The organism is Halomonas sp. M4R1S46, assembly GCF_025725685.1.
Classification (GTDB): domain Bacteria; phylum Pseudomonadota; class Gammaproteobacteria; order Pseudomonadales; family Halomonadaceae; genus Halomonas.
Genome location: NZ_CP107008.1, coordinates 2,116,676 through 2,139,383 on the forward strand (window position 1 = coordinate 2,116,676; position 22,708 = coordinate 2,139,383).

General features: G+C 65.3%; 20 protein-coding genes and 4 tRNA genes. 6 read left to right on the forward strand and 18 right to left on the reverse strand.

Annotated elements, in window-relative coordinates; genetic code table 11:
* Positions 1-12: 12 nt before the first annotated feature.
* The 8 genes from lon to OCT48_RS10070 all read right to left on the reverse strand — a co-directional run bounded on the left by lon (position 13) and on the right by OCT48_RS10070 (position 6,727).
* On the reverse strand, positions 13-2,421 hold the full coding sequence (gene lon, locus OCT48_RS10035) for an endopeptidase La (RefSeq protein ID WP_263589039.1): 2,409 nt from the start codon (positions 2,419-2,421) through the stop codon (positions 13-15).
* Positions 2,422-2,588: 167 nt separating this feature from the next.
* Positions 2,589-3,869, reverse strand: coding sequence for an ATP-dependent Clp protease ATP-binding subunit ClpX (gene clpX / locus OCT48_RS10040; protein WP_263589040.1), 1,281 nt, complete (start codon positions 3,867-3,869; stop codon positions 2,589-2,591).
* 76 nt (positions 3,870-3,945) lie between these two features.
* Positions 3,946-4,566, reverse strand: a complete 621-nt coding sequence (gene clpP / locus OCT48_RS10045) for an ATP-dependent Clp endopeptidase proteolytic subunit ClpP (protein WP_263589041.1) — start codon at positions 4,564-4,566, stop codon at positions 3,946-3,948.
* Between the two features lie 90 nt (positions 4,567-4,656).
* Entirely contained in the window at positions 4,657-6,015 is a 1,359-nt protein-coding gene (tig, locus tag OCT48_RS10050) for a trigger factor (protein WP_263589042.1), read from the reverse strand.
* A gap of 261 nt (positions 6,016-6,276) precedes the next feature.
* Positions 6,277-6,351 (reverse strand) — tRNA-His (locus OCT48_RS10055).
* A gap of 24 nt (positions 6,352-6,375) precedes the next feature.
* Positions 6,376-6,450 (reverse strand) — tRNA-His (locus OCT48_RS10060).
* A 55-nt stretch (positions 6,451-6,505) separates the two neighbouring features.
* Positions 6,506-6,582 (reverse strand) — tRNA-Arg (locus OCT48_RS10065).
* Between the two features lie 68 nt (positions 6,583-6,650).
* Positions 6,651-6,727, reverse strand: a tRNA-Pro gene (locus OCT48_RS10070).
* 307 nt (positions 6,728-7,034) lie between these two features.
* Between OCT48_RS10070 and folD the strand changes: the two genes are divergently transcribed.
* The 3 genes from folD to mtnN all read left to right on the forward strand — a co-directional run bounded on the left by folD (position 7,035) and on the right by mtnN (position 9,453).
* Positions 7,035-7,907, forward strand: a complete 873-nt coding sequence (folD, locus tag OCT48_RS10075) for a bifunctional methylenetetrahydrofolate dehydrogenase/methenyltetrahydrofolate cyclohydrolase FolD (RefSeq protein ID WP_263589043.1) — start codon at positions 7,035-7,037, stop codon at positions 7,905-7,907.
* Positions 7,908-8,153: 246 nt separating this feature from the next.
* Complete coding sequence (locus tag OCT48_RS10080; protein WP_263589044.1) at positions 8,154-8,627, forward strand: S-ribosylhomocysteine lyase; 474 nt, start codon at positions 8,154-8,156, stop codon at positions 8,625-8,627.
* A 91-nt stretch (positions 8,628-8,718) separates the two neighbouring features.
* Complete coding sequence (gene mtnN, locus OCT48_RS10085; RefSeq protein WP_263589045.1) at positions 8,719-9,453, forward strand: 5'-methylthioadenosine/S-adenosylhomocysteine nucleosidase; 735 nt, start codon at positions 8,719-8,721, stop codon at positions 9,451-9,453.
* Positions 9,454-9,600: 147 nt separating this feature from the next.
* Here the strand turns inward: mtnN and pyrC are convergent, their stop codons facing one another.
* Positions 9,601-10,638, reverse strand: a complete 1,038-nt coding sequence (gene pyrC / locus OCT48_RS10090; protein WP_263589046.1) for a dihydroorotase — start codon at positions 10,636-10,638, stop codon at positions 9,601-9,603.
* 103 nt (positions 10,639-10,741) lie between these two features.
* On the opposite strand from pyrC, the gene OCT48_RS10095 reads away from it, so the two are divergent.
* Both OCT48_RS10095 and OCT48_RS10100 read left to right on the forward strand, forming a co-directional pair.
* Positions 10,742-10,867, forward strand: a complete 126-nt coding sequence (locus OCT48_RS10095; RefSeq protein WP_318152484.1) for a hypothetical protein — start codon at positions 10,742-10,744, stop codon at positions 10,865-10,867.
* A gap of 39 nt (positions 10,868-10,906) precedes the next feature.
* The gene (locus OCT48_RS10100; protein WP_263589047.1) at positions 10,907-11,362 is read left to right on the forward strand and encodes a hypothetical protein; all 456 of its coding nucleotides are present in this window, start codon (positions 10,907-10,909) and stop codon (positions 11,360-11,362) included.
* Here OCT48_RS10100 and OCT48_RS10105 read toward each other — a convergent pair.
* Positions 11,359-12,600 (reverse strand): NAD(P)/FAD-dependent oxidoreductase, encoded by a 1,242-nt coding sequence (locus OCT48_RS10105; protein ID WP_263589048.1) that lies wholly within the window; start codon positions 12,598-12,600, stop codon positions 11,359-11,361. The two genes, OCT48_RS10100 and OCT48_RS10105, sit on opposite strands and share 4 nt — an antisense overlap.
* Before the next feature lie 102 nt (positions 12,601-12,702).
* Positions 12,703-13,161 carry a TerB family tellurite resistance protein gene (locus tag OCT48_RS10110; protein WP_263589049.1) on the reverse strand — a complete coding sequence of 153 codons (459 nt, stop codon included), beginning with the start codon at positions 13,159-13,161 and terminating at the stop codon, positions 12,703-12,705.
* 14 nt (positions 13,162-13,175) lie between these two features.
* On the opposite strand from OCT48_RS10110, the gene OCT48_RS10115 reads away from it, so the two are divergent.
* Positions 13,176-13,637, forward strand: coding sequence for a DUF3592 domain-containing protein (locus OCT48_RS10115; RefSeq protein ID WP_263589050.1), 462 nt, complete (start codon positions 13,176-13,178; stop codon positions 13,635-13,637).
* Positions 13,638-13,681: 44 nt separating this feature from the next.
* Here the strand turns inward: OCT48_RS10115 and OCT48_RS10120 are convergent, their stop codons facing one another.
* From OCT48_RS10120 to OCT48_RS10150, 7 genes are all read right to left on the reverse strand, one after another.
* Positions 13,682-14,587: a hypothetical protein gene (locus tag OCT48_RS10120; protein ID WP_263589051.1), complete on the reverse strand. Its 906-nt coding sequence runs from the start codon at positions 14,585-14,587 to the stop codon at positions 13,682-13,684.
* Positions 14,588-14,842: 255 nt separating this feature from the next.
* Positions 14,843-16,834, reverse strand: a complete 1,992-nt coding sequence (locus tag OCT48_RS10125; protein WP_263589052.1) for a polysaccharide biosynthesis protein — start codon at positions 16,832-16,834, stop codon at positions 14,843-14,845.
* Between the two features lie 176 nt (positions 16,835-17,010).
* Positions 17,011-18,108: a polysaccharide export protein gene (locus OCT48_RS10130; RefSeq protein WP_263589053.1), complete on the reverse strand. Its 1,098-nt coding sequence runs from the start codon at positions 18,106-18,108 to the stop codon at positions 17,011-17,013.
* Between the two features lie 447 nt (positions 18,109-18,555).
* On the reverse strand, positions 18,556-19,230 hold the full coding sequence (locus tag OCT48_RS10135; protein WP_263592604.1) for an O-antigen ligase family protein: 675 nt from the start codon (positions 19,228-19,230) through the stop codon (positions 18,556-18,558).
* 614 nt (positions 19,231-19,844) lie between these two features.
* Positions 19,845-21,179, reverse strand: a complete 1,335-nt coding sequence (locus tag OCT48_RS10140) for a UDP-glucose dehydrogenase family protein (protein ID WP_263589054.1) — start codon at positions 21,177-21,179, stop codon at positions 19,845-19,847.
* 180 nt (positions 21,180-21,359) lie between these two features.
* A complete protein-coding gene (locus OCT48_RS10145) occupies positions 21,360-21,596 on the reverse strand; it encodes a four helix bundle protein (protein ID WP_263589055.1) in 237 nt (78 codons plus the stop codon).
* A 20-nt stretch (positions 21,597-21,616) separates the two neighbouring features.
* Positions 21,617-22,621: an NAD-dependent epimerase gene (locus OCT48_RS10150; protein WP_263589056.1), complete on the reverse strand. Its 1,005-nt coding sequence runs from the start codon at positions 22,619-22,621 to the stop codon at positions 21,617-21,619.
* Between the last annotated feature and the right edge of the window lie 87 nt (positions 22,622-22,708).

The following is a 22,708-nucleotide window of genomic DNA, read 5'->3' on the forward strand; positions in this document are numbered from 1 at the left end:
GCGAAAATGTCGTCAGTGCGTACTGATCATCGAGTGAGAAGTGGCGACATCTTCCGCGCGAGCTTCATCACTTTTCTGGCCCGACTTTTCGGCCAGAGCGACCTCGAGAACGTCATCGATCCAGCGAACAGGCCGAATATCAAGGGCTTCCTTGATGTTATCCGGCACCTCCTTCAAGTCGCGGCGGTTCTCCTCCGGGATAAGCACGGTCTTTATACCACCCCGCCTGGCGGCCAGCAATTTCTCCTTCAGGCCACCGATCGGCATCACCTCGCCGCGCAGGTTGACCTCACCGGTCATGGCCACGTCGCAGCGCACCGGCCGGCCCGTGTAGGCGGAGATCATGGCGGTGACCATGGCGATGCCGGCGCTGGGACCGTCCTTGGGCGTGGCCCCCTCGGGCACGTGGATGTGCAGGTCCTCCTTCTCGAAGCGCTCCGGGTCGACGCCGAGCGACAGCGCCCGGGCTCGCACCACGGTGTGGGCGGCGCTCACCGACTCCTTCATCACGTCGCCCAGCGAGCCGGTCTTGTTGATGCGCCCCTTGCCCGGGGTCACCACCGACTCGATGTTGAGCAGCTCGCCGCCCACCGAGGTCCAGGCCAGGCCGGTCACCCGGCCGACCTGGTCTTCCTGGTCGGCCAGGCCATAGCTGTAGCGACGCACCCCCGCATAGGCCTCGATGTCGCCGGCCGACAGGCAGACCGGGGCCTGGGCGCCTTCCTTGCCCTCCTTCTCCAGGCGCTCGCGCAGTACCTTGCGGCAGACCTTGGCGATCTGGCGCTCGAGCTCGCGGACCCCGGCCTCGCGGCTATAATAGCGGATCAGCTCGAGCAGCGCGTCGTCGGCGAAGGACAGCTCGTCGTCCTTGAAGCCGTTGGCCTTGAGCTGCTTGGGCACCAGGTAGCGCTTGGCGATGGCCAGCTTCTCGTCCTCGGTATACCCGGGCAGGCGGATGACTTCCATGCGGTCGAGCAGCGGCCCGGGAATGTTCATCGAGTTGGCGGTGCAGATGAACAGCGTCTCGGACAGGTCGTAGTCCAGCTCCAGATAGTGGTCGCTGAACTTGTCGTTCTGCTCCGGGTCGAGCACCTCGAGCAGCGCCGAGGCCGGGTCGCCGCGGTGATCCATGCCGATCTTGTCGACCTCGTCGAGCAGGAACAGCGGGTTCTTGACCCCGGCCTTGCTCATGCGCTGGATCATCTTGCCGGGCAGCGAGCCGATGTAGGTACGACGGTGGCCGCGGACCTCCGACTCGTCGCGCACCCCGCCGAGGGCCAGGCGCACGTACTTGCGGTTGGTGGCCCGGGCGATGGACTGACCCAGCGAGGTCTTGCCCACCCCGGGCGGCCCCACCAGGCACAGCACCGGCCCCTTGAGCTTCTTGACCCGCTTGTGCACGGCCAGGTACTCGAGGATGCGCTCCTTGACCTCCTCGAGCCCGTAGTGATCCTCGTCGAGGACCCGCTGGGCATGGGCCAGGTCATGGCGCACCCGGGTGCGCTTCTTCCAGGGCACCGAGACCAGCCAGTCCAGATAGGAGCGCACCACCGTGGCCTCGGCCGAGGACGGCGACATCATGCGCAGCTTGCCCAGCTCCTGCTTCGCCTTGTCGGCCGCCTCCTTGGGCATGCCGGAATTCTCGATGGCCTGCTCGTACTTGTCGGCCTCGTTGGGCACGTTCTCGAGCTCGCCCATCTCCTTCTGGATGGCCTTCATCTGCTCGTTGAGGTAGTACTCGCGCTGGGACTTCTCCATCTGGTCCTTGACCCGCGAGCGGATGCGCTTCTCCACCTGCAGCAGGTCGATCTCGGACTCGATCAGCGCCATCAGGTGCTCGACGCGATCCCGCACCCGGTCCATCTCGAGCAGTTGCTGCTTGTCGTCGATCTTCAGCGACAGGTGCGCGCAGATCGTGTCGACCAGGCGGCTGGGGTCCTCGATGCCCGACAGCGAGTTGAGCACCTCGTTGGGCACCTTCTTGGACATCTTGACGTACTGCTCGAACTGGTTGAGCAGCACGCGGACCAGGGCGTCCTGTTCGCGCTCGGACAGCGGCTCGCTCTCGCGCAGCACCACCTCGGCCCGGCTGTAGCCGTCATCGACGGCCAGGATGTCGCGGATATCGGCCCGGGACTCACCCTCGATCAGCACCTTGACCGTGCCGTCGGGCAGCTTGAGCAGCTGCATGATCTCGGCCACGGTGCCGATGGCGAAGAGATCCTCGTTGTCGGGATCGTCCTTGCTGGCCTCGCGCTGCGCCACCAGCAGCACGCGCTTGTCGGCCTCCATGGCGGCTTCCAGCGCCTGGATGGACTTCTCCCGACCGACGAACAGCGGAATGACCATCTGCGGGTAGACGACCACGTCCCGCAGCGGCAAAAGGGGCAGACTCAGGGTCTGTTCGGCGTTCTGCTGCATCGCAGACGTTCCTCAAACGATCAATGGGATACCAAGGGAGTGGGGGCGCCGGCGCGGCATTACAAGGCCGCCGCGGCGGCGGCGCAAAGAAAAGGGCCGCCTGGGCGGCCCCTTTCCTGGGCAGGCTGGCGGGTGCCCCGACGCATCGGGAGCGACGCCGCGGCGGCCTAGCCGTCGGTACCGTCGACCCGCGGCTGCTCCTGCTGGGAATACATCAGCAGCGGCTCGCTCTCGCCGGCGATCACCGAGGCATCGATCACCACCTTGGTGATCCCCTCCAGGGAAGGAATCTCGTACATGGTGTCGAGCAGCACCGACTCGAGGATGGAGCGCAGGCCGCGGGCCCCGGTCTTGCGGGCCATGGCCTTGCCGGCCACCGCACGCAGGGCGTCCTCGCGGAAGTCGAGCTCCACGCCCTCCATCTCGAACAGCCGGCCGTACTGCTTGATCAGCGAGTTCTTCGGCTCGGTGAGGATCTGGATCAGCGCATCCTCGGTGAGCTCGGTGAGGGTTGCGATCACCGGCAGGCGGCCGACGAACTCGGGAATCAGGCCGAACTTGACCAGGTCCTCGGGCTCCACGTCGAGCAGCAGGTCGCCGACGCCCTTGGTCTCGTCCTTGCTCTTGACCTCGGCGTTGAAACCGATGCCGCCCTTCTCGGCGCGATCCCGGATCACCTTGTCGAGCCCGGCGAAGGCGCCGCCGACGATGAACAGGATGTTGCCGGTGTCGACCTGCAGGAATTCCTGCTGCGGATGCTTCCGGCCGCCCTGGGGCGGCACCGAGGCGGTGGTGCCCTCGATCAGCTTGAGCAGGGCCTGCTGCACGCCCTCCCCGGAGACGTCCCGGGTGATGGAGGGGTTGTCGGACTTGCGCGAGATCTTGTCGATCTCGTCGATGTAGACGATGCCACGCTGGGCCTTGTCGACGTCGTAGTCGCACTTCTGCAGCAGCTTCTGGATGATGTTCTCGACATCCTCCCCCACATAGCCGGCTTCGGTCAGGGTGGTGGCGTCGGCGATGGTGAACGGCACGTTGAGCAGCCGGGCGAGGGTCTCGGCCAGCAGCGTCTTGCCGCTGCCGGTGGGCCCGATCAGCAGGATGTTGGACTTGCCGAGCTCCACCTCGTCGCCCTTCACGCCGTAGCGCAGCCGCTTGTAGTGATTGTAGACCGCCACCGACAGCACCATCTTGGCGCGGTCCTGGCCGATCACGTAGTCGTCGAGGGTGTGACGAATCTCGCGGGGGGCCGGCAGACGCTCCTCGTCGCTCTCGGCATCGGCATCGAGCACCTCCTCGCGAATGATGTCGTTGCACAGGTCGACACACTCATCGCAGATATAGACGGACGGGCCGGCAATCAGCTTGCGCACCTCGTTCTGGTTCTTGCCGCAGAACGAGCAGTACAGCAGCTTGCCGCCTTCGTCCTTGCCTTTGCCGTCGGCCATTCGCGTACCTCTCTCGCAGCGGCGGCCCAAGGGCCGCCGGGAATCACGTAATCAGAGCGTGGATGATTTCACGCTATCAGGATGTCGGCCGCTTATCCAGCACGGCATCGATCAGGCCATACTCCGCGGCCTGCGGACCGTCCATGAAGTTGTCGCGGTCGGTATCCCGGGCGATGGTCTCGATGTCCTGCCCGGTATGGTGGGCCAGGATATGGTTGAGACGATCGCGGATGCCGAGGATCTCGCGGGTATGGATCTCGATGTCCGAGGCCTGACCCTGGTAGCCGCCGAGCGGCTGGTGGATCATCATCCGCGAATTGGGCAGGCAGTAGCGCTTGCCCGCCGCGCCCCCGGCGAGCAGCAGCGCGCCCATGCTCGCCGCCTGGCCGATGCACACGGTGGAGACGTCGGGCTTGATGAACTGCATGGTGTCATAGACCGACATTCCCGCGGTGACCGACCCGCCCGGGGAGTTGATGTAGAGGTGCACGTCCTTGTCCGGGTTCTCGGACTCGAGGAACAGCAGCTGGGCCACCAGCAGGTTGGCCATGTAGTCTTCCACCGGCCCCACCAGGAAGATCACGCGCTCCTTGAGCAGGCGGGAATAAATGTCGTAGGCCCGCTCGCCGCGTGCGCTCTGTTCGACCACCATGGGCACCAGGCCGCCGGCGGATTGGATATCGAACTCGTTGCTCATCTGGGTGATGTCCTTGCATCCGGTGTATGGAAGCGACGCCTGACACCCCGTCCGGCCGCGGGCGACCGGACGGGAGGACCGGGACGGGGATCAGGCCTGACTGGCTTCGCCCTCGACCTCGTCGGCCTCTTCGGCGTCGCCGCCCTGCTGCTGGGCCGCGGCGAGTGCCTCCTGATAGCCCATCTCGACGTCCTTGACGGTGGCCTGCTCGAGCAGGGCATCGACCGCCTTCTCTTCAAGAATGGCGGACTTGACCTGACTTTTCATCTGGTCGTTGCCCATGTAGTACTCGACCACCTGCTGCGGGTCCTGGTACTGCTGGGCCAGCTCCTCGACCTTGGCCTTGATCTCGTCGTCGGAGGCATCGAGCTCGCCGGACTTGATCACCTCGGCCAGCAGCAGGCCGATCTGCACCCGGCTCTTGGCCTGCTCGGCGAACAGCTCGTCGGGCAGCTGGCTGACGTCGAAGTCCTCGCCGAGGCCGAACTGCTGGGCCGCCTGACGCTTGAGTCCGTCGGTCTCCTGCTGGATCAGGGCCTGCGGGACCGGAATGTCGTTGGCCTGCTTCAGCGCCTCGAGGACCTGCTGCTTGACGCGGTTGTCGACCGCCTGGCCGGCCTCGCGCTTCATGTTCTTGGTGATCTCGTCACGGAACTTGTCCAGGTCGCCGTCCTCGACGCCGAACTGCTTGACGAACTCCGCGTCCACCTCGGGCAGGGACTGGGCCTTGACCGCATGGACCTTGACCTGGAAGGTCGCTTCCTGGCCGGCCAGGTTCTCGGCCTGGTAGTCCTCGGGGAAGGTGACCTTGAGCTCCTTGTCGTCACCGGCCTTGGCACCGATCAGCTGCTCCTCGAAGCCGGGGATGAAGCTGCCGGAACCGATCACCAGGTCGTGGCCCTCGGCGCTGCCGCCCTCGAAGGGCTCGCCGCCCAGGTAGCCCTGGAAGTCGATGGTCAGCTGGTCGCCGTCCTCGGCGCCCCGTTCGACCTCTTCCCAGCCGGCGTTCTGCTTGCGCAGGGTCTCGATCATCTCGTCGACGTCGGCGTCGGTCACCTCGACCACGGGACGCTCGACCTCGGTGCCCTCGATGGAGGCCAGCTCGACCTCGGGGTACACCTCGAGGGTCGCGGTGAACTCGAGATCCTTGCCGGCCTCGTTGACCTCGGCCTCGATCTCCGGATAACCGGCCGGGTTGAGGTTCTCGTCGGTGATGGCACGCACGTAGCGCTCGCGCATCACTTCGCCGACCACCTCGTTGCGGACCTCGCTGCCGTAACGCTGACGGATCACCGACATCGGCACCCTGCCCTTGCGGAAACCATCCATGCGCACGTTCTTGGCGGCGTCCTTGAGACGGGCGGCAACGGCCTCGTCGATTTCGGCGGCCGGCACCTGCACCTTGATGCGGCGTTCAATCTGGGAGGTCGTATCGACGGAAACTTGCATGAATTGTCCTCTACCGACTGGGGCGTTCTGTGGAATGCGTGAAACGTTCAAAGGAGGGAATTCTATGAATCCCACCGGGCAGTGGCAAGCGCCATGGCTGAACAGATGGGGGCATGCAACCTTATAGACAAGGGGGAGGCGCAGATTCTCCCGCGGTCGATCCGACGCGGCCCTGCCAACGCGAAAAACGCCACGCACGAGGGTGCGCCGCGATACGGGCAAGCGAGTCACTGCATGAGTAATAAAAGAAGAGGGAGGCAATGGGGTGGATGATGGGGATCGAACCCACGACCACCGGAGCCACAATCCGGGGCTCTACCACTGAGCTACATCCACCACTGCCTGGAGAGCGTGTCGAGATGGGGTGGATGATGGGGATCGAACCCACGACCACCGGAGCCACAATCCGGGGCTCTACCACTGAGCTACATCCACCATTTCGACACTGCCCGACCGAACGATCCGAGGGCCGGAAGCCACCACTTCAACGTGGCGCGCCCAGCAGGACTCGAACCTGCAACCTACGGCTTAGAAGGCCGTTGCTCTATCCGGTTGAGCTATGGGCGCATTCTACGTTCCCGAGCGCCTGACCGCAAGCCAATGATGAAATTTATTTCAATTCAATCAATAGCTTGTGGTCGGGGTGGAGGGATTCGAACCCCCGACATCCTGCTCCCAAAGCAGGCGCGCTACCAGACTGCGCTACACCCCGCCGGCTCTTGCACGGCCCTGACGCCGCCGCAGGGGCCTCGTCAAGCGCTGCGTATTCTACGGGACTCTCCGCCCGCGTCAAGCCGCAACGCCCACTCATCAGGTGCTTAGCCCCCTCAACTCCTCCTTCACCGCCCGTCCCTCACCCCTCACCCCTCACCCCTCACCCCTCACCCCTCACCCCTCACCGCCTCGTCCCTCGAACCTCGCCCCTCGTTCCTGCCCCGCTTTGCCTTAACGCCCGGTCATGCGAAAATCGCCTTCCCCTATTCATCACCTTCATCACCCGACCACCAGAGGGAAGCTCGATGACCGCCCAACTGATCGATGGCAAGTCCATTGCCGCCCGAGTCCGCCAGCAGGTCGCACGCCAGGTGCAGGCACGCCGCGAGGCCGGCGCGCGCGCCCCGGGACTCGCCGTCGTGCTGGTGGGCGAGGACCCGGCCTCCGCGGTCTACGTGCGCAACAAGCAACGCGCCTGCGAGGAGGCCGGCATCCACTCGATCAAGCACCAGCTGCCCGCCGAGACCTCCCAGGCCGACCTGGAGCGGCTGGTCGACGAGCTCAACGCCGACCCGAGCGTGGACGGCATCCTGGTCCAGCTGCCGCTTTCCGAGCACCTCGATCCGCGGCCGATCCTCGAACGCATCCAGCCGCACAAGGACGTCGATGGCTTCCATCCCTACAACCTGGGACGCCTGGCCCAGCGCCTGCCGCTGCTGCGCCCCTGCACGCCCAAGGGAGTGATCACCCTGCTGCAGGAGACCGGGCTCAAGGTGCGCGGCCTGGACGCCACCGTGGTCGGCGCCTCCAACATCGTCGGCCGCCCCATGGCCCTCGAGCTGATGCTGGCCGGCTGCACCACCACCGTGTGCCACCGCTTCACCCGCAACCTCGAGGAGCACGTGCGCCGGGCCGAGCTGCTGGTGGTCGCGGTCGGCCAGCCCGGGCTGGTCAAGGGCGAGTGGGTACGCGACGACGCCATCGTCATCGACGTGGGCATCAACCGCCAGGAGGACGGCCGCCTGATCGGCGATGTCGATTTCGAGCCCGCCGCCGCCCGCGCCAGCTATATCACCCCGGTCCCCGGCGGCGTCGGCCCCATGACCGTCGCCTCGCTGCTCGAGAACACCCTGCTCGCCGCCGAGATGCATGACGCCATGGCGCTGGGGAAAGCGTGAGGGGTAAGGAGTGAGGGGTAAGGAGTGAGGGACGAGGGACGAGGGGCGCCGGGGACAGGTCGAAGAGGGGGTCCTACGCCATGGATGGCGTCGGTAGCGCCCAGGGAAGGGTTTACAGCGCCCCCTCGAGACCTGTCGACGGATCAGCCCCGAGTATCGCCAACGACGACTGCCGACCCGTGCACCCTTCGTCGCACTCCGATAGAATATCCGGCTATTTCTCCACCGACTCGTAGAGGTCCGTCGATGAGCGACAAGATGAACGTCGAAAGCTTCAACCTGGACCACACCAAGGTGAAGGCGCCCTATGTCCGCCTGGCCGACATCAAGAGCGGCGAGCACGGCGACCGCATCCACAAGTACGACATGCGCATCTGCCAGCCCAACCAGGACCATATGGAGATGCCGGCGCTGCACTCCCTGGAGCACCTGATGGCCGAGCTGTCGCGCAACCATTCCGACAAGGTCGTCGACATCAGCCCCATGGGCTGCCAGACCGGCTTCTATGTCGCCATGATCAACCATGACGACTACGACGGCGTGCTCGACCTGCTCGAGGGCACCCTCAAGGACGTGCTGGCGGCCGATGAAGTCCCGGCCTGCAACGAGATGCAGTGCGGCTGGGCGGCCAGCCACAGCCTGGAAGGCGCCAAGGACATCGCCCGCGGCTTCCTGGCCAAGCGCGACGAGTGGCCCCAGGTCTTCGCCGAAGAAGGCTGATAGGCGGCTGGACCGGGCTGTCTGGCCACGCCTAACGCCTCCCCCCTTACCCTTCACTCCTCACGCCCCACTCCGTGGAGACCCCGGAAAGATGAAACGCATCGGTATCATTGGCGCCATGTCCCAGGAAGTCGCCCAGCTGGCGGCCATGCTGGAAGATCGCGAGACCCGCCGCCATGTCGGCTCCACCTTCCATCGCGGCACGCTGCATGGGGTCGAGGTGGTGATCCTGCAGTCCGGCATCGGCAAGGTGAACGCCGCCATCGGCACCACCCTGCTGCTGGACATGTACCAGCCCGAGGCGATCATCAACACCGGCTCCGCCGGCGGCTTCGGCGAGGGGCTCGAGATCGGCGACGTGGTGGTCTCGAGCGAGGTACGTCACCACGACGTGGACGCCGTGGTGTTCGGCTACGAGCACGGCCAGGTGCCCGACATGCCCGCCGCCTACCTGCCCGACGAGCGCCTGGTGCGGGTGGCCCGGGAGAGCGTCGAGTCGATGAACGAGGTGCGCGTGGTCGAGGGGCTGATCGCCACCGGCGACGTCTTCATGGCCTGCCCCGACCTGGTCGCCCAGACGCGCTCGCGCTTCCCCACCATGCTCGCCGCCGAGATGGAGGCCGCGGCCATCGCCCAGACCTGCCATCTCTACGGCTGCCCCTTCGTGGTGATCCGCGCACTGTCCGACATCGCCGGCGGCGGCGACAACCACCTGTCGTTCGAGGAATTCCTCGCCAAGGCGGCCGACCACTCGACCCGCATGGTCACCGCCATGGTCGCCAGGCTCGCCGAGCCCGCAACCGCCGACGCCGCCGTCGAGGGGTAGGAACGGCCAAGCGCGGCCAGGGTCGGGTGACAAGCCCCCAGTAGCCAGAACCCCCACCAGGGTAGCCCGGTGGGGGTTCGCGTTTCTCTCTTGCTACCTGCCGCCCGTCACCGGGCAGCCTCCCTCACTCCTCTTCCCGCTTCTCCCTTATCCCTTCAGCTTCCACTCCAGCGTCTCGCCCGCCTGCAGCGGCACGATGGCCTGGCCGGCCGCGTAGGGCAGCGTCTCCGGCAGCGTCCAGGGCTCGCGGACCAGGGTGACGGTCCCGGTGTTGCGCGGCAGGCCGTAGAAGGCCGGCCCGTGATGGCTGGCGAAGCCCTCCAGCCGCTCCAGGGCGCCGGCCTGCTCGAAGGCGGTGGCATAGAGTTCGAGGGCCGCGGGCGCGGTATAGGCCCCGGCACATCCGCAGGCGCTCTCCTTGTCGCCCTGGGCATGGGGCGCGCTGTCGGTGCCCAGGAAGAACTTGCTGCTGCCGGAGGTGGCGGCCTCGACCAGCGCCTGGCGATGACGCTCGCGCTTGAGGATCGGCAGGCAGTAGTAGTGCGGGCGGATCCCGCCCACCAGCATGCGGTTGCGGTTGAACAGCAGGTGATGGGCGGTGATGGTGGCCGCCACGTTGGCCGGCGACGCGGCCACGAACGCGGCCGCGTCGGCCGTGGTGATATGCTCGAACACCACCCTCAGGGACGGGTGGCGGTCCAGCAGCGGCTTCATCACCCGCTCGATGAACACCGCCTCGCGGTCGAAGATGTCGATCTCGGCATCGGTCACCTCGCCATGCACCAGCAGCGGCATGCCCAGCCGCGCCATGGCGGCGATGGCCGCATCGCAGTTGGCCAGGTCGGTGACGCCGGAATCGGAATTGGTGGTCGCGCCCGCCGGATACAGCTTGACGGCCTGCACCAGGCCGGAGGCATGGGCCCGCTCGATCTCCTCGGCGCTGGTGCGATCGGTGAGATACAGGGTCATCAGCGGCTCGAAGTCATGTCCCGCCGGGACGGCGGCGAGGATGCGCTCCCGATAGGCCCGGGCCTGTTCGGTGGTGGTCACCGGCGGCTTGAGGTTGGGCATGATGATGGCACGACCCATCTGGCGGGCACTGGCCGGCACCACGGCCGGCAACACCTCGCCGTCACGCAGATGGAGGTGCCAGTCGTCCGGTCGGGTCAGGGTAATCGAGTTCACGGCGTGTCCTGTCTCGGTGATTCAGGGGGAGGGTCAGGGACCCGGTGATGGCGGCAGTATACCGGAACCGGCCCCGGCGGCGGGATGCGATTTTTGGACCGCCTTGCTGGCCGCGGCCTGGTATCGCGAGGCGATGAGCCCGCTGCAGCTGGCCGGCTGCAGCCTGAGCTTTCTCGCCCTGCTGATCAATCGCTGGTACTGGGGACACAAATTGGTCAGCCGGCGCTGACCTGCGTATCATGCGCGCTGATCCACGCGAGGAAACATCATGCCGAAGGTACGCTACTACGCCGATCTCGTCGCCATCCTGGCCGGCCTGATGTGGCTACTGGTCTACTGGTCGGTGAGCTATTCGGTGCACATCGACAACATCGAGCCGACCCTGGCGGCACTCTTGATGGCGGGAAGCCTGATCATGATCAGCTTCGTGCATCGCCCCATCCGGGTGCTGCTCAGCCGCTACCACGTGCGCAAGCGACGCACCGAGATGTGGATGCACATCCTCGCCCTGCCCCTCTCCCTGGCCTTCCTGCTGGCCATCGTCATCGATCACCTGATCACGCCCCTGAACGGCGTGCAGAAGATGCTGCTGTTCAACGTGCTGGCCACCGCCGGCTGGCTGGTGTTCGTCATCACCCTGGTGGTCAAGCTGCTGATCCACCTGGTGGCCAAGAAGCGCCGCAGCCGCGAACGGACCCGTCGGGACCCGCACGATACCGCCTAGAAGCGATCCACCCGGAACGGCCGCATATCGATCTCCGGCGTCTCCCCGTCCATCAGCTGTGCCAGCAGCCGGCCGGTGGCCGGCCCCAGCGTGAAGCCCTGGTGGCCGTGACCGAAGGCGCACCATAGCCCCGCCTGCCCCTCCACGGGGCCGATGATCGGCTTCATGTCCGGCGTGCAGGGCCTGGCCCCCTTCCAGGGCGCCGGGTCGAGGCGCTCCCCCAGGGGATAGAGCTGCCGTGCCTTCTCTTCGGCCGCGGCCAGCTGGCGAAGGTGGGGCGGCGCCTCGAGGCGCTCCAGCTCGGCGCCCGTGGTCAGGCGGATCCCGGCCCGCATCGGCGCCAGCAGGTAGCCCACTTCGGCATCCATCACCCAGTGATTGAGGCGCGCCTTGCCGACGCTGCCGTAGTGCATGTGGTAGCCGCGCTTGACGAACAGCGGAATCAGCTGACCCAGCCTGGCCAGCCACTCCCGGGACCAGGGGCCCATGGCCATCACCACGTCGCTGGCCAGCAGGCGTTCCCCGCCGGCACTCACCCGCCAGCCGTCGGGGCCGCGGGCCATCTCGTCGACCTCGGCCTCGAGCAGGCGCCCGCCCTCGGCCTCGAAGGCCCGGGCATAGGCCTGGACCAGGCCGCCCGGATCGGCGACGGTCCAGGGATCCAGCCAGTGGACGGCCCCGGCCAGGCCCTCCACCAGGCTCGGCTCCATGTCGGCGAGGTCCGCGCTATCCAGCGCACGGTGGCGAACCCCGAACCGGGCCTGGTTGTCGCGGGCCTCCTCCAGGCGCGCCTCGAGGGCCTCCCGGGTCCGAAAGACCTCCAGCCAGCCCTCGCGACGCACCAGCGATTCGGCACCCGCGGCCTCGATCATGGGCGCATGGGCGTCCAGCGAGAGAGCGATCAGCGAGGCGTACTCGGGAACGATGTCCCGGTAGCGACGGGGAGAGGAATTCCGCCAGTACTGCAGCAGGGGGACGGCGGCGCGCAGCATGCCACCGGGCCGGTAGCGAATATCGACCTGCCGATTGGGCAGCACTCGCAGCAGGGTGGCGAGATCCCGGGGGAAGGGATAGGGGCGGACCGCCTCGCGCTGGATGATCCCGGCATTGCCGAAGGAGGTCTCGGAGCCCGGGGGACGGCGATCCACCAGGGTCACCCTGTGCCCCCGCCGTGCCAGGTGCCAGGCCACCGACACCCCCACCATGCCGGCTCCCAGAACGATGATCTCGCGCGCCATCCTGCACCTCCCTTGCCATGAACGATGAGCGGATCCACCGTGGCGGGTCCGCTCTCGATCATACCAGTCGGCATCCCGAGTGGCGCGGGGCACGCCGAGGCGTCAGCGCCGGGCGCCCTCTTCCTCGGCGAGCCTGGCACGCACGAAGTCACCGTGACTGACGTACAGCAGTTCGGCGAGACGGCGGATGCGGTGTTCCTCCAGCGGGTCCTTGTGGCCATCCACCAGGGCCAGGGACCACATCAGACGGACCAGATCAAAGCGCTCGGCGTAGTCGCAATGCTCCCGCACGCTACGCACGAAGCGATGGTGATCCACCGCCGTGTCGACCTCCTCGCGGGCCTGGGCGAGCAGGGCGTCCAGGGCCGACGCATCGAGGGCGAAGCGCTGGTCGAGGACCTCCCTCAGGCGCGCCAGCTCGGCGTCGTCCAGGTGGTAGTCGGCCCGCGCCACCTCGCAGAGCAGCACCGCGGTGGCCAGCGCCAGGGTGGGCTCGCCCTTTTCAGGGGCCTCGCCAGCCGCCATCATGTCCTGGAAGAGTCGTTGCAGGGATTCGATCATCGTGAGCTCCGAGCATGCCTGATATCGCGCCATTCATCGCCCTCGCCGCGGGCCTGGGCGCCGCCGTCGCCGGCCACGGCGCGTGGCGGCGGCACAACGTCAACCGCTGGCCCAGCGCCGAGGCCCGGGTGACCCGTTGCGAGGTGGAAGCCGTTCACGGCCACGCCCACCGTCGGGAGGGCGACGACCCGCCGCGTCGCTTCCTGGCGCGGGTGCATTTCACCTTCCAGGCCAAGGGGCGCACCTATCGCTCGGACAATGGCCGCTTCGACGGCGTTCCCTCCTTCACCAGCCGGCAAGCCGCCGTCGCCCATGCCGACCGCACGCCCCCCGGCACGCTCATGACGATCCGCCATGACCCGGACCATCCCGAGATCACCCAGTCGGGCGAGTCACGCTTGCCCACCGGCCGGCTCGGCCTGGCAGCCTTCCTGGCGACCATGAGCGCACTGGCGCTGTGGCTTTCCGTGTCATGATCCCGGGGTGACACCGCTAGCCCGCCTCGGGGCCCGTTCCCCGGCTACCTCCTCAGCCGCCTCAGCAGAGCACTCAGCCCAAGCAATCGGGCCACGCGCGCGACCGCCCGTCGCACGATCATGGCGCCTACCAGCACGAGATCGATACACCGCCCCAGCCACAGATACCAGCTCCTGCCCTCTTCCAGTGCCGCCATCATGGCCAGGTCGTTGCGATCCTGCAGGTTACGTCGATGGCGTTTCAGGTGCTGAAGCTGCCCGAAGGCCATGACCTTGAAACCATCGACCCCGAAGTGGTAACGGGCATCGGTGATCATCTCGACCTTGTCGATCCCACATCTTGCCACTTCCGCCTCCTGGGCGATGAAGGGCGACGCCGCGTGGGAAACGGCATCCAGCGCCAGGTAGCCGATCACCCTGGCACGACGGATGCCATAGAGCTCCAGCACCAGGCAGGTGTCAAACACCACACGCGGTGCATCGAGCTCCTGACTGGCGAGAAATGTCTGCAACTGAGTGATTCTTGCCGGCCATAAGCGCCGATAGCGACGATGGCGCGCATGGACCAGGAAGTGCACCCCATTGGGATTGAACAACAAGGCGGACATCGCCTCGACATCCGCCAACTGCGTCAGCAGCAGCCAGCCGTCATCGCCGAAGCGCGGGGGTGGGGGCATGCCCGCGGCCAGCACGAGCCGCTTGACGCTGAGGGTAACGCCACCTTCGGCCTCGAGCGGCCAGGTCGACGGTACCGGCGCCAGCCGCGGGGCGAGATATTGCCAGGCTCGCGATGGCAGGCTGATCTCCTGCGACTGCAGGACGACACCCGTCGGGGGAAGCGTTTCCCCCCACTCCAGGAGCACCGGTTGCAGCGCCAGGATCGTACGGCCCTCGGGCTGCCCAACGCCCGACTCGTCGGCCTCCTGCCCCCCCACATCCCCCATGTTCATCGACGCGGCCTCGAGTCTCTGTCAGCCAGCGATCGCTGGGCATCGGCCCCTCGTCCACGTCCGCCTGGGCCACCTCGACGCTTGACGTGACAACCGGGAGAGACAGGGCGAAATTCCTTCAAAGCCCGCGGCCACGTCAGGCGCGGAATCCGCCGTGAACATGAGGCGCAGGCGATGACCTTATCCCTGTGTGGAAACGCACATTGGCCAAGCCGGTTATCACTACGCTGAACGCCCATGGCCATCTCCACGTCTTCATGCCGAGCCCGAGGATCGGAAACGCTCCTGCACAAGAGGCACAACGGATGTTGTCGAGGTCTCCGGCGTCACGGGTCCGAGAGGCGGCGAAGCATGCTGCGCCTCCCATACCAGATCCACCATCTCGCCCTCGGGCGAATAACCAAGCGGCGCCTTCATCAGCAGTGCCTGGATCCTGCCATGCCGTGAGCCGCTCATGGCCTCATGCAGTTCGACGAGGTAGGCCTCCAGTTCGGGCCAGGCCCAGGAGAATTCCCGGGATGTCATGATCCTGGGATGACGCGTCTCCTGGACCTCGCCCCCGATCAACAGCTCCTCATAGAGTTTTTCTCCCGGCCTCAAGCCGGTGAAGTGGATCTCGATGTCCCCCTCCGGATGGTCGGTATCCTTCACCTCGAGCCCGGACAGTCGCACCATGCTGGTGGCAAGGTCGGCGATACGGACCGGCTCCCCCATGTCCAGGACGAAGACCTGACCGTCGGTCCCCATGGCCCCCGCCTGGATGACCAGCTGGGACGCTTCGGGAATGGTCATGAAGTATCGGGAAATCTCCGGGTGGGTCACCTCGAGAGGCCCTCCCCGCTCGATCTGGGCACGAAACAAGGGAACGACCGACCCGCTGGAGCCGAGCACATTGCCGAAGCGCACCATGCAGAAACGGGTCTTGCCATGCCCGAGATCACGACCGGCGAAGGCCTGACAGATCAACTCCGTCAGGCGCTTGGTGGCGCCCATCACATTGGTGGGCCGGACGGCCTTATCGGTGGATACCATGACGAAGGTTTCCACCCTCGTTTCCACTGCCGCCGACGCCAGGGCGAGGGTGCCGAACACATTGTTGCGCAAGCCTTCCACCAGGTTGCACTCGACGAGGGGCACATGCTTGTAGGCCGCCGCGTGGTAGAGCGTCTGGACCCCAAAGCTCGACAGGATCTCCCGCATCCGCTCTTCCTGCTGGATCGAGGCCAGAAGGCCGCGCAGGCAGATGCGCCTATCATGTCGGCGTGACCACAGCCGCAACTCCTGCTCGATGGCGTAGAGGGCATGTTCCGCATTATCCACCAGGACGAGCATACGCGGTTCCTGGGCCAGGATCTGACGACACAGCTCGGAGCCGATCGATCCCCCTGCCCCGGTTACCATCACCACCTTGTCGCGAACATTGGCCGTCATCAGCTCGGGAAAGGGCGGTACCGGTTCGCGCCCGAGGAGGTCTTCGACCTGCACATCGCAGGTATCCGCAATACGTGCTCGTCCCGAGACCAGGTCTTCCGCGCCTGGAATCGTCTGGACCGGGATCGAGAGCTTCGCCAGCTGCTCGAGGATCTGGCGCCGACGACACCGCGGCGCGCTGGGAATCGCCAGCAACACGAGTTCGATGCCCAGACGCTCGATCCAGTCCTCGAGCTCCTCCGGGCTGTAGACGGGCAACCCCTCCACCAGCGACCCTTGCAGGCCGCGCCAGTCATCGATGAAGGCCCGCGGATGATATCGGTCTCCATGGTGCAGGGAGCGCGCCAGCTCGCCCCCGGCAGTGCCTGCACCATAGATGATGACAGACTGGCGTTGATGACGACGGCTCAACTGATAGAGTTCGAGAAGCAGTAACCTGAGGCCCGCCACGGTCATGACGCCCAGCATGGCGAAGACAGGCGCCACCTGCCAGGCCAGCGGCCAACCCAACAGCAGGTCCATCAACAGCAAGTTGGCGGTCAACAGCGCCACCCCCAACACAACTGCTGCCATGACCTTCACGTTCATGAACCTCAGCACGACGCGATAGAGACCCAAGGCTCCAAAGATTATGGGGGTGGAAGCCATCACCCAACCCAGCACCAACCAGCGTTCGGTCTGCGCCAGGTATATGTCACGCTCCACCAACAGCAGGGCCACCAGGATGGCAAGGGCAATCAGCAGCGTATCGGCCAGCCGGAGCAGGCCTCGCTTGTAGCAGCGAGGCATCTTCACTAGCTTTTCTAGTGCCAGCATTCATGTATCTCCCGTATCACGACCAGGCCCGCACCATGACTGGGGCCCGTGCACCTGGAGCAGCTCTGGCGCCACACCACCCAGCAGGTCTTTGCCCTGTGTTATGCAGCGATATGGAACCATGCCTCCATAAGCCATCCCGCGGGCGGACCCACGGGATGGTTGGTGGTTGAGGCCTATAGCGCCCCGATATCGTCAGCCGAAGTGACGACGTCGCCCGGCAAGGTGAGGGATGGCAACAACAGCGAGATCACATTGTTCCAGCGAGCCACCGGTGCCGACGTCACGTAGACGACATCCTGGGGCTGGAGGGGAAACCGGGTGCCCAGCATCAGGCGAGTGGCATCGCTGATATCGAGTTGATACACGGTGGCCAGGGTCTCGCTTTCGGCGGGCTCCCCACGTACCACGAAGATGCCGGAGGGCTCGGCGAGCCGCTCGTTGACCCCACCCGCTCGCGCCAGGGCATCGGTGAGGGTGATACGCTCATTACCCAGGGCAATGGCACCAGGCTTAAGCACCTGCCCCAGCACCACCACGTTCTGGTTCTCGGAAGTCGGGATATGCAAGATATCGCCGTCACGGAGAAGCCGGTTCTGCGTCAGGTCTCCGCCCCTCAATAGATTGAACAGAGATAGGCGCTCCTCACGACCTTGACGAGTGAGCAGCACGTTATGCCAATTGGCATTGGGCAGCGCGCCGCCCACTTCGCTGATGGCGTCCAGGATGGTCAAGGGCTCGATATCGATGGGCACCATCCCGGGGGCCTGGACCGCCCCGCTCACATAGACTTTCTGGGAGCGGAAAGCGGCGACACCCACTTCAATCTGAGGGTCCGTGAGCACCGAAGAAAGGCGGCTTGTGAGCAGCCTGCGAACCTCTTCGAGGGTCTTGCCTGCCACATTGAGCCGTCCCACATAGGGATAGAACATGGTACCGTCAGGCCGGACCCGGTTGCCGGTTTCAGCGGGATCCCGCTCTGCGCCCGCCGGAATGGTCAGCTCGGGATGGTCGTAGACGATGATGCTGAGGACATCTCCAGGACCGATGCGGTATTCATATCCCTCCACGGCCGCATTCAAGTCAGGCGGCGTGGCTTTGGCCATCATGACCTGTTGTATTTCATCGGACATCGTCCTGACGAGATCCGGCGTGATAGGACGCACCACGACGCGCTCATCCAACGAGGCCCCGGCCTCATCGGGGTCGAGGTGCCCACCGGGGGCGATGGCGCAGCCTGCCGTTACCAGCATCATCAAGATCAGGGGGAGCAACGCCAGGAGCCTGGGGCGTACATAACCTTGTCTACGAACTTCCACATGCGCAACCATATCCACGCGCCTCTGGTTGGTTCCTGACAGGCTACCGCCACGGGAGACTTCGTCATCTGGCAGTTCCCCTGGCAAAGCCCGGTGGTACCGCCCCGCGCTCTCCGTGCCACGAAGGTACCTTCGGTCACAGAGCGCCACGGGGCGGTTAACATCAGCTTACAAAGTTAATGAATGGAAACAGAAGGAATCTTCTCAGCTTCTGAGAATGGGATTCCCTCATTGGAAGGACATGCGTAGAAAAGTTGGTCAGTAGAAAATATGATGAGGATTACCCACGGACTGGTTCGGCCACCACAGGGGTCAGCGTCATTCCAGGTATGAGAGCATTTGAGCCAGCAGGGCTGTTCACTCGAACGGCCAAAGGTACTACCTTCGGCCAGGCATAGGCCTTCAGGAGGGTCTTGAGGGCATGAGACACCAGGGGATAATCACCCAGGTGGCAAAGACGGCTACGCCGACGGGATAGGCAAGAAAGCTGTAGGAAAGTCCAAAGACAATGAACCCGGTAGGCACCATCAGGCCCGCTGCACGAGCAGCTTCAACGCTTATGCGGGCCCTGCAGTTCTGACGCGCGAAGTACAGGAGGGGGATGGCATAGAGGATCAGCAGACCAACACCAGCAAGGATGCCGCGTCTTGACCAGGCATCAAGCAAGTCCTGGTGGGCATGCCAGAACTTAGAAAGCTTGGAGTCGGTGTCTGACGCGAGTCTCGTGTTCAAGCGTTCCATCCCTTGTGCGAAGCCATCGGCACCATGGCCCAGGACCGGACGCTCGAGGGCCAATTGCAACGCACCTTGCCATAAGGCAACGCGAATGCTGAGGGAGCTGGGTTCCTCCGGCTGGGCGACGAGATTCGACATTTCCTCGACCGTCTTGTCGACTCTCGCCTTCACGCCAGTGGCAGGCAAGCCGTACAAAACGAGTGAGAATACTACAAGCCCGCCTACCAACCCCAGGCGAAAGCGTTGCGCCCAGTAGCGACCAAGCACATGGTGTAAGGCCCACAACATCGGCGGCACCGCGATCCATCCTCCGCGACTGCCAGCAAGCCCCGACGCGAGCAGACCACCACTTGCCCCCCATCAGCATGAGCCAGAAGAAACGACGATCGGGTAACTGACGTGCCCACAGGAGTCCTGCGAGACACAGAAAGCCCGCCAGGAGGCCCAAAGTTACCGTAGAGGATGGAGAGGATGGAGTCGAGCGGATAGAACCCTTCGGGCCTGACATCCCCCTGCAGCAAGCTCTGCCAGAGTGCGGAGAACCCCGTCAACGAGCCACCGACGGCCAATCCCCCCACCACCAGCGAGGGTCGGGGCGACAGATACGCAATAGCAGGAAGGCGGGTGCTGCCATCAAGGTGACCAGCAGTAACAGGCTACCCCTCGGCTCGACACCATGCACTGCCAGGTTGATGGCCTCGGCCAGGCCGAGGGTGAGAAAGCCTGCCATTAACCAGCGGTCCCATAGAGTAAACGGGGCGCCAGACACACGAAGCTCGCCCCGAATCCATCCATAGAGCCCACCGAGGCTCAGGCAAACCAATGGCAACGCATAGCCCCCGGGAAGCACCAGGGGAAGAGCGCCTGCCATGCCGACTCCGAGTCGGGAGAAGCGCTGGGCTGACAGCGTCAAACTGGACATACTCGCCTCCCGACACGATGCCATGGCCTGACACTCAGTTCAGCGAATCGCCTCGTCCCACGGCGTAATACATCAGGCCGTGCGCCTTGACGGCCTCGGGCTCGAACAGGTTGCGGCCGTCGACGATCACCGGCATGGCCAGCTGTGCCTTCAGCCAGGCGAAATCCACCGAGCGGAAGGCCTTCCACTCGGTGCAGATCACCAGGGCATCGGCGCCCTGCACCGCCTCGGCGCGGTCCTCCACCAACTCGAGATCCTGACGGTCGCCATACAGGCGCCGGCATTCGCCCATGGCCTCCGGGTCGTAGGCCTTGACGCGGGCGCCGGCGGTCCACAGCGCCTCCATCAGGGTGCGGCTAGGCGCATCGCGCATGTCATCGGTGTTGGGCTTGAAGGCCAGCCCCCAGAGGGCGATGGTGCGCCCCTCGAGATCGCCATCGAAGGCCCGGGCCAGCTTGCTGAAGAGCGATCCCTTCTGGCGCCGGTTGACGGCCTCTACCGCTCCCAGCAGCTCGGCCTCGTAGCCCACGTCGCCGGCGGTGCGGGCCAGGGCCTGGACGTCCTTGGGGAAGCAGGAGCCCCCGTACCCGCAGCCGGGATAGATGAACTGATAGCCGATGCGCGGGTCCGACCCGATCCCCCGTCGCACCTGCTCGATATCGGCGCCCAGGCGCTCGGCCAGGTTGGCGATCTCGTTCATGAAGCTGATCTTGGTGGCCAGCATGGCGTTGGCGGCGTACTTGGTCAGCTCCGCCGCCCGCACCTCCATGAACATCAGCTTTTCCTGAAGTCGAATATAGGGGGCGTAGCATTCCCGCATCAGCGCCTTCACCCGGTCCGAGTCGGTGCCCACGATGATGCGTGCGCCGTGGGTGAAATCCTCGATGGCCGCACCTTCCTTGAGGAACTCCGGGTTGGAGCACACCTCGAAAGCGAGCCGCTCGCCGCGCTCCGCCAGCACCCCGGCGATGGTCTCGCGAACCCGATCGGCAGTGCCCACCGGCACCGTCGACTTGTCGACCACCACCTTCGCGTCGGTCATGTGCCGGCCAATGGTCTCGGCCACCGCCAGCACGTACTGGAGATCGGCACTGCCGTCCTCGTCCGGCGGCGTGCCGACGGCGATGAACTGCAGGGTCCCGAAGGCCACCGCCGTGGCCGCATCGGTCGTGAAGCGCAGCCGCCCCTCGCCGACATTGGCCTTCACCATCTCTTCCAGGCCGGGCTCGAAGATGGGGATCTCGCCGGCCTCGAGCCGGGCGATCTTCTCCGCATCCACGTCCATGCAGAGCACCTCATGCCCCACATCGGCCAGGCAGGTCCCGGTGACCAGTCCCACGTAGCCGGTGCCGAAAATCGTGATTCTCATGGGTGTCCTTTCCTATTATCGGTGAGGGGTAAAGGGTGAGGGGTTTGGAGTAAAGCCCTACCCTTGGCCCCTCTCCATTTCCAGATGCTTGACCAACCCGCCCAACTGGGCAAAGGCTTGTTCAATCGACTGTTCTAACTGGCCATCGTCGGACACCTAGCCCAGATGCTGTACCAGTAATTACGGTGTCTCGAGCTCGTTCAGGGAGCCTCGCGCAATGCGCAGAAAACGCAGGAAGTCTGTAGAGCCATCCCGTCCGGCGCCTTCGGCAATATTTCTGGGCACCGATACTGCGGCACGTCGCATTTGACTCATCAAGCCGAATCGCTCCGCATCCGGCAAGCAAGCAGTCAGCTTGTATACGTCAACGGCCCATTGCATAGCCTGCTGCCAAGCAGGCAGACGATGATGGCTCATCACACCTCACTCCTCGCCCCTCACACCCCATAATAGCCCCGATACCACTCCACGAATCGCCGCACGCCCTCCCGCACGCCCACGCGTGGCCGGTAGCCGGAGGCCTCGAACAGCGCCTCGGTATCCGCCCAGGTACGCGGCACGTCGCCGGGCTGCATCGACTGGAAGTCACAGACGGCTTCCCGGCCGGTCGCTTGCTCCACCGCGCGCACGAAGTCCATCAGCGCCACCGGGCTGCCATGACCGATGTTGTAGAGGGCATAGGGGGCACGGCTGGTGTCGGGCTGGTCATCCACCAAGGAGACGGCCCGCCGCTCGGGCACCACGTCGAGCATGCGCACCACACCCTCGACGATATCGTCGATATAGGTGAAGTCGCGCGACATGTCGCCGTGGTTGAACACCTGGATCGGCTCGCCGGCGAGGATCGCCCGGGTGAACTTGAACATGGCCATGTCGGGACGCCCCCAGGGCCCGTAGACCGTGAAGAAGCGCAGCCCGGTGGTCGGCAGCTCATAGAGGTGCGAATAGGTGTGGGCCATCAGCTCGTTGGCCTTCTTGGTGGCCGCATAGAGGCTGATGGGGTGGTCGACGTGGTCCGAGGTGTCGAAGGGCACCTTGTCGTTGGCACCATAGACCGAGCTGGACGAGGCATAGACCAGGTGCCCCACCCGGCCATGGCGACAGCCTTCCAGCACGTTGAGGTGCCCGATCAGGTTGGCATCCGCATAGGCATGGGGGTTCTCCAGCGAGTAGCGCACCCCGGGCTGAGCGGCCAGGTGGATCACCCTGTCGAAGCCCTCCTCGGCGAAGAGGCCAGCCACCGCGTCCCGGTCGGCCAGATCGAGCCGGAGGAAGCGCACATCCCGGCATCCCGCCAGGTCGTCCAGCCGTGCCTGCTTGAGGGATACATCGTAGTAGGCGTTGAGGTTATCGACGCCGACGATCTCGTGACCCTGTCCGGAAAGGCGCTTGGCGACGGCATGGCCGATGAACCCCGCCATTCCCGTGATCAGCAGCTTCATAGTGGTGGTGTCTCCTGCAGTCCCCTGCCCGCCTGACGGCGGGCTCGTTGAGCGAATTGTAACGCAGCGAGACATTCAGGCCGAGCT

Coding starts and splice junctions, on each gene's coding strand:
- clpP (WP_263589041.1), bottom strand. CDS start 4,566: ATGAGCAACGAGTTCGATATCCAATCCGCCGGCGGCCTGGTGCCCATG.
- OCT48_RS10125 (WP_263589052.1), bottom strand. CDS start 16,834: ATGCTGGCACTAGAAAAGCTAGTGAAGATGCCTCGCTGCTACAAGCGA.
- folD (WP_263589043.1), top strand. CDS start 7,035: ATGACCGCCCAACTGATCGATGGCAAGTCCATTGCCGCCCGAGTCCGC.
- OCT48_RS10100 (WP_263589047.1), top strand. CDS start 10,907: ATGCCGAAGGTACGCTACTACGCCGATCTCGTCGCCATCCTGGCCGGC.
- mtnN (WP_263589045.1), top strand. CDS start 8,719: ATGAAACGCATCGGTATCATTGGCGCCATGTCCCAGGAAGTCGCCCAG.
- lon (WP_263589039.1), bottom strand. CDS start 2,421: ATGCAGCAGAACGCCGAACAGACCCTGAGTCTGCCCCTTTTGCCGCTG.
- OCT48_RS10150 (WP_263589056.1), bottom strand. CDS start 22,621: ATGAAGCTGCTGATCACGGGAATGGCGGGGTTCATCGGCCATGCCGTC.
- OCT48_RS10145 (WP_263589055.1), bottom strand. CDS start 21,596: ATGAGCCATCATCGTCTGCCTGCTTGGCAGCAGGCTATGCAATGGGCC.
- OCT48_RS10110 (WP_263589049.1), bottom strand. CDS start 13,161: ATGATCGAATCCCTGCAACGACTCTTCCAGGACATGATGGCGGCTGGC.
- clpX (WP_263589040.1), bottom strand. CDS start 3,869: ATGGCCGACGGCAAAGGCAAGGACGAAGGCGGCAAGCTGCTGTACTGC.
- OCT48_RS10105 (WP_263589048.1), bottom strand. CDS start 12,600: ATGGCGCGCGAGATCATCGTTCTGGGAGCCGGCATGGTGGGGGTGTCG.
- OCT48_RS10120 (WP_263589051.1), bottom strand. CDS start 14,587: ATGAACATGGGGGATGTGGGGGGGCAGGAGGCCGACGAGTCGGGCGTT.
- tig (WP_263589042.1), bottom strand. CDS start 6,015: ATGCAAGTTTCCGTCGATACGACCTCCCAGATTGAACGCCGCATCAAG.
- OCT48_RS10140 (WP_263589054.1), bottom strand. CDS start 21,179: ATGAGAATCACGATTTTCGGCACCGGCTACGTGGGACTGGTCACCGGG.
- OCT48_RS10115 (WP_263589050.1), top strand. CDS start 13,176: ATGCCTGATATCGCGCCATTCATCGCCCTCGCCGCGGGCCTGGGCGCC.
- OCT48_RS10080 (WP_263589044.1), top strand. CDS start 8,154: ATGAGCGACAAGATGAACGTCGAAAGCTTCAACCTGGACCACACCAAG.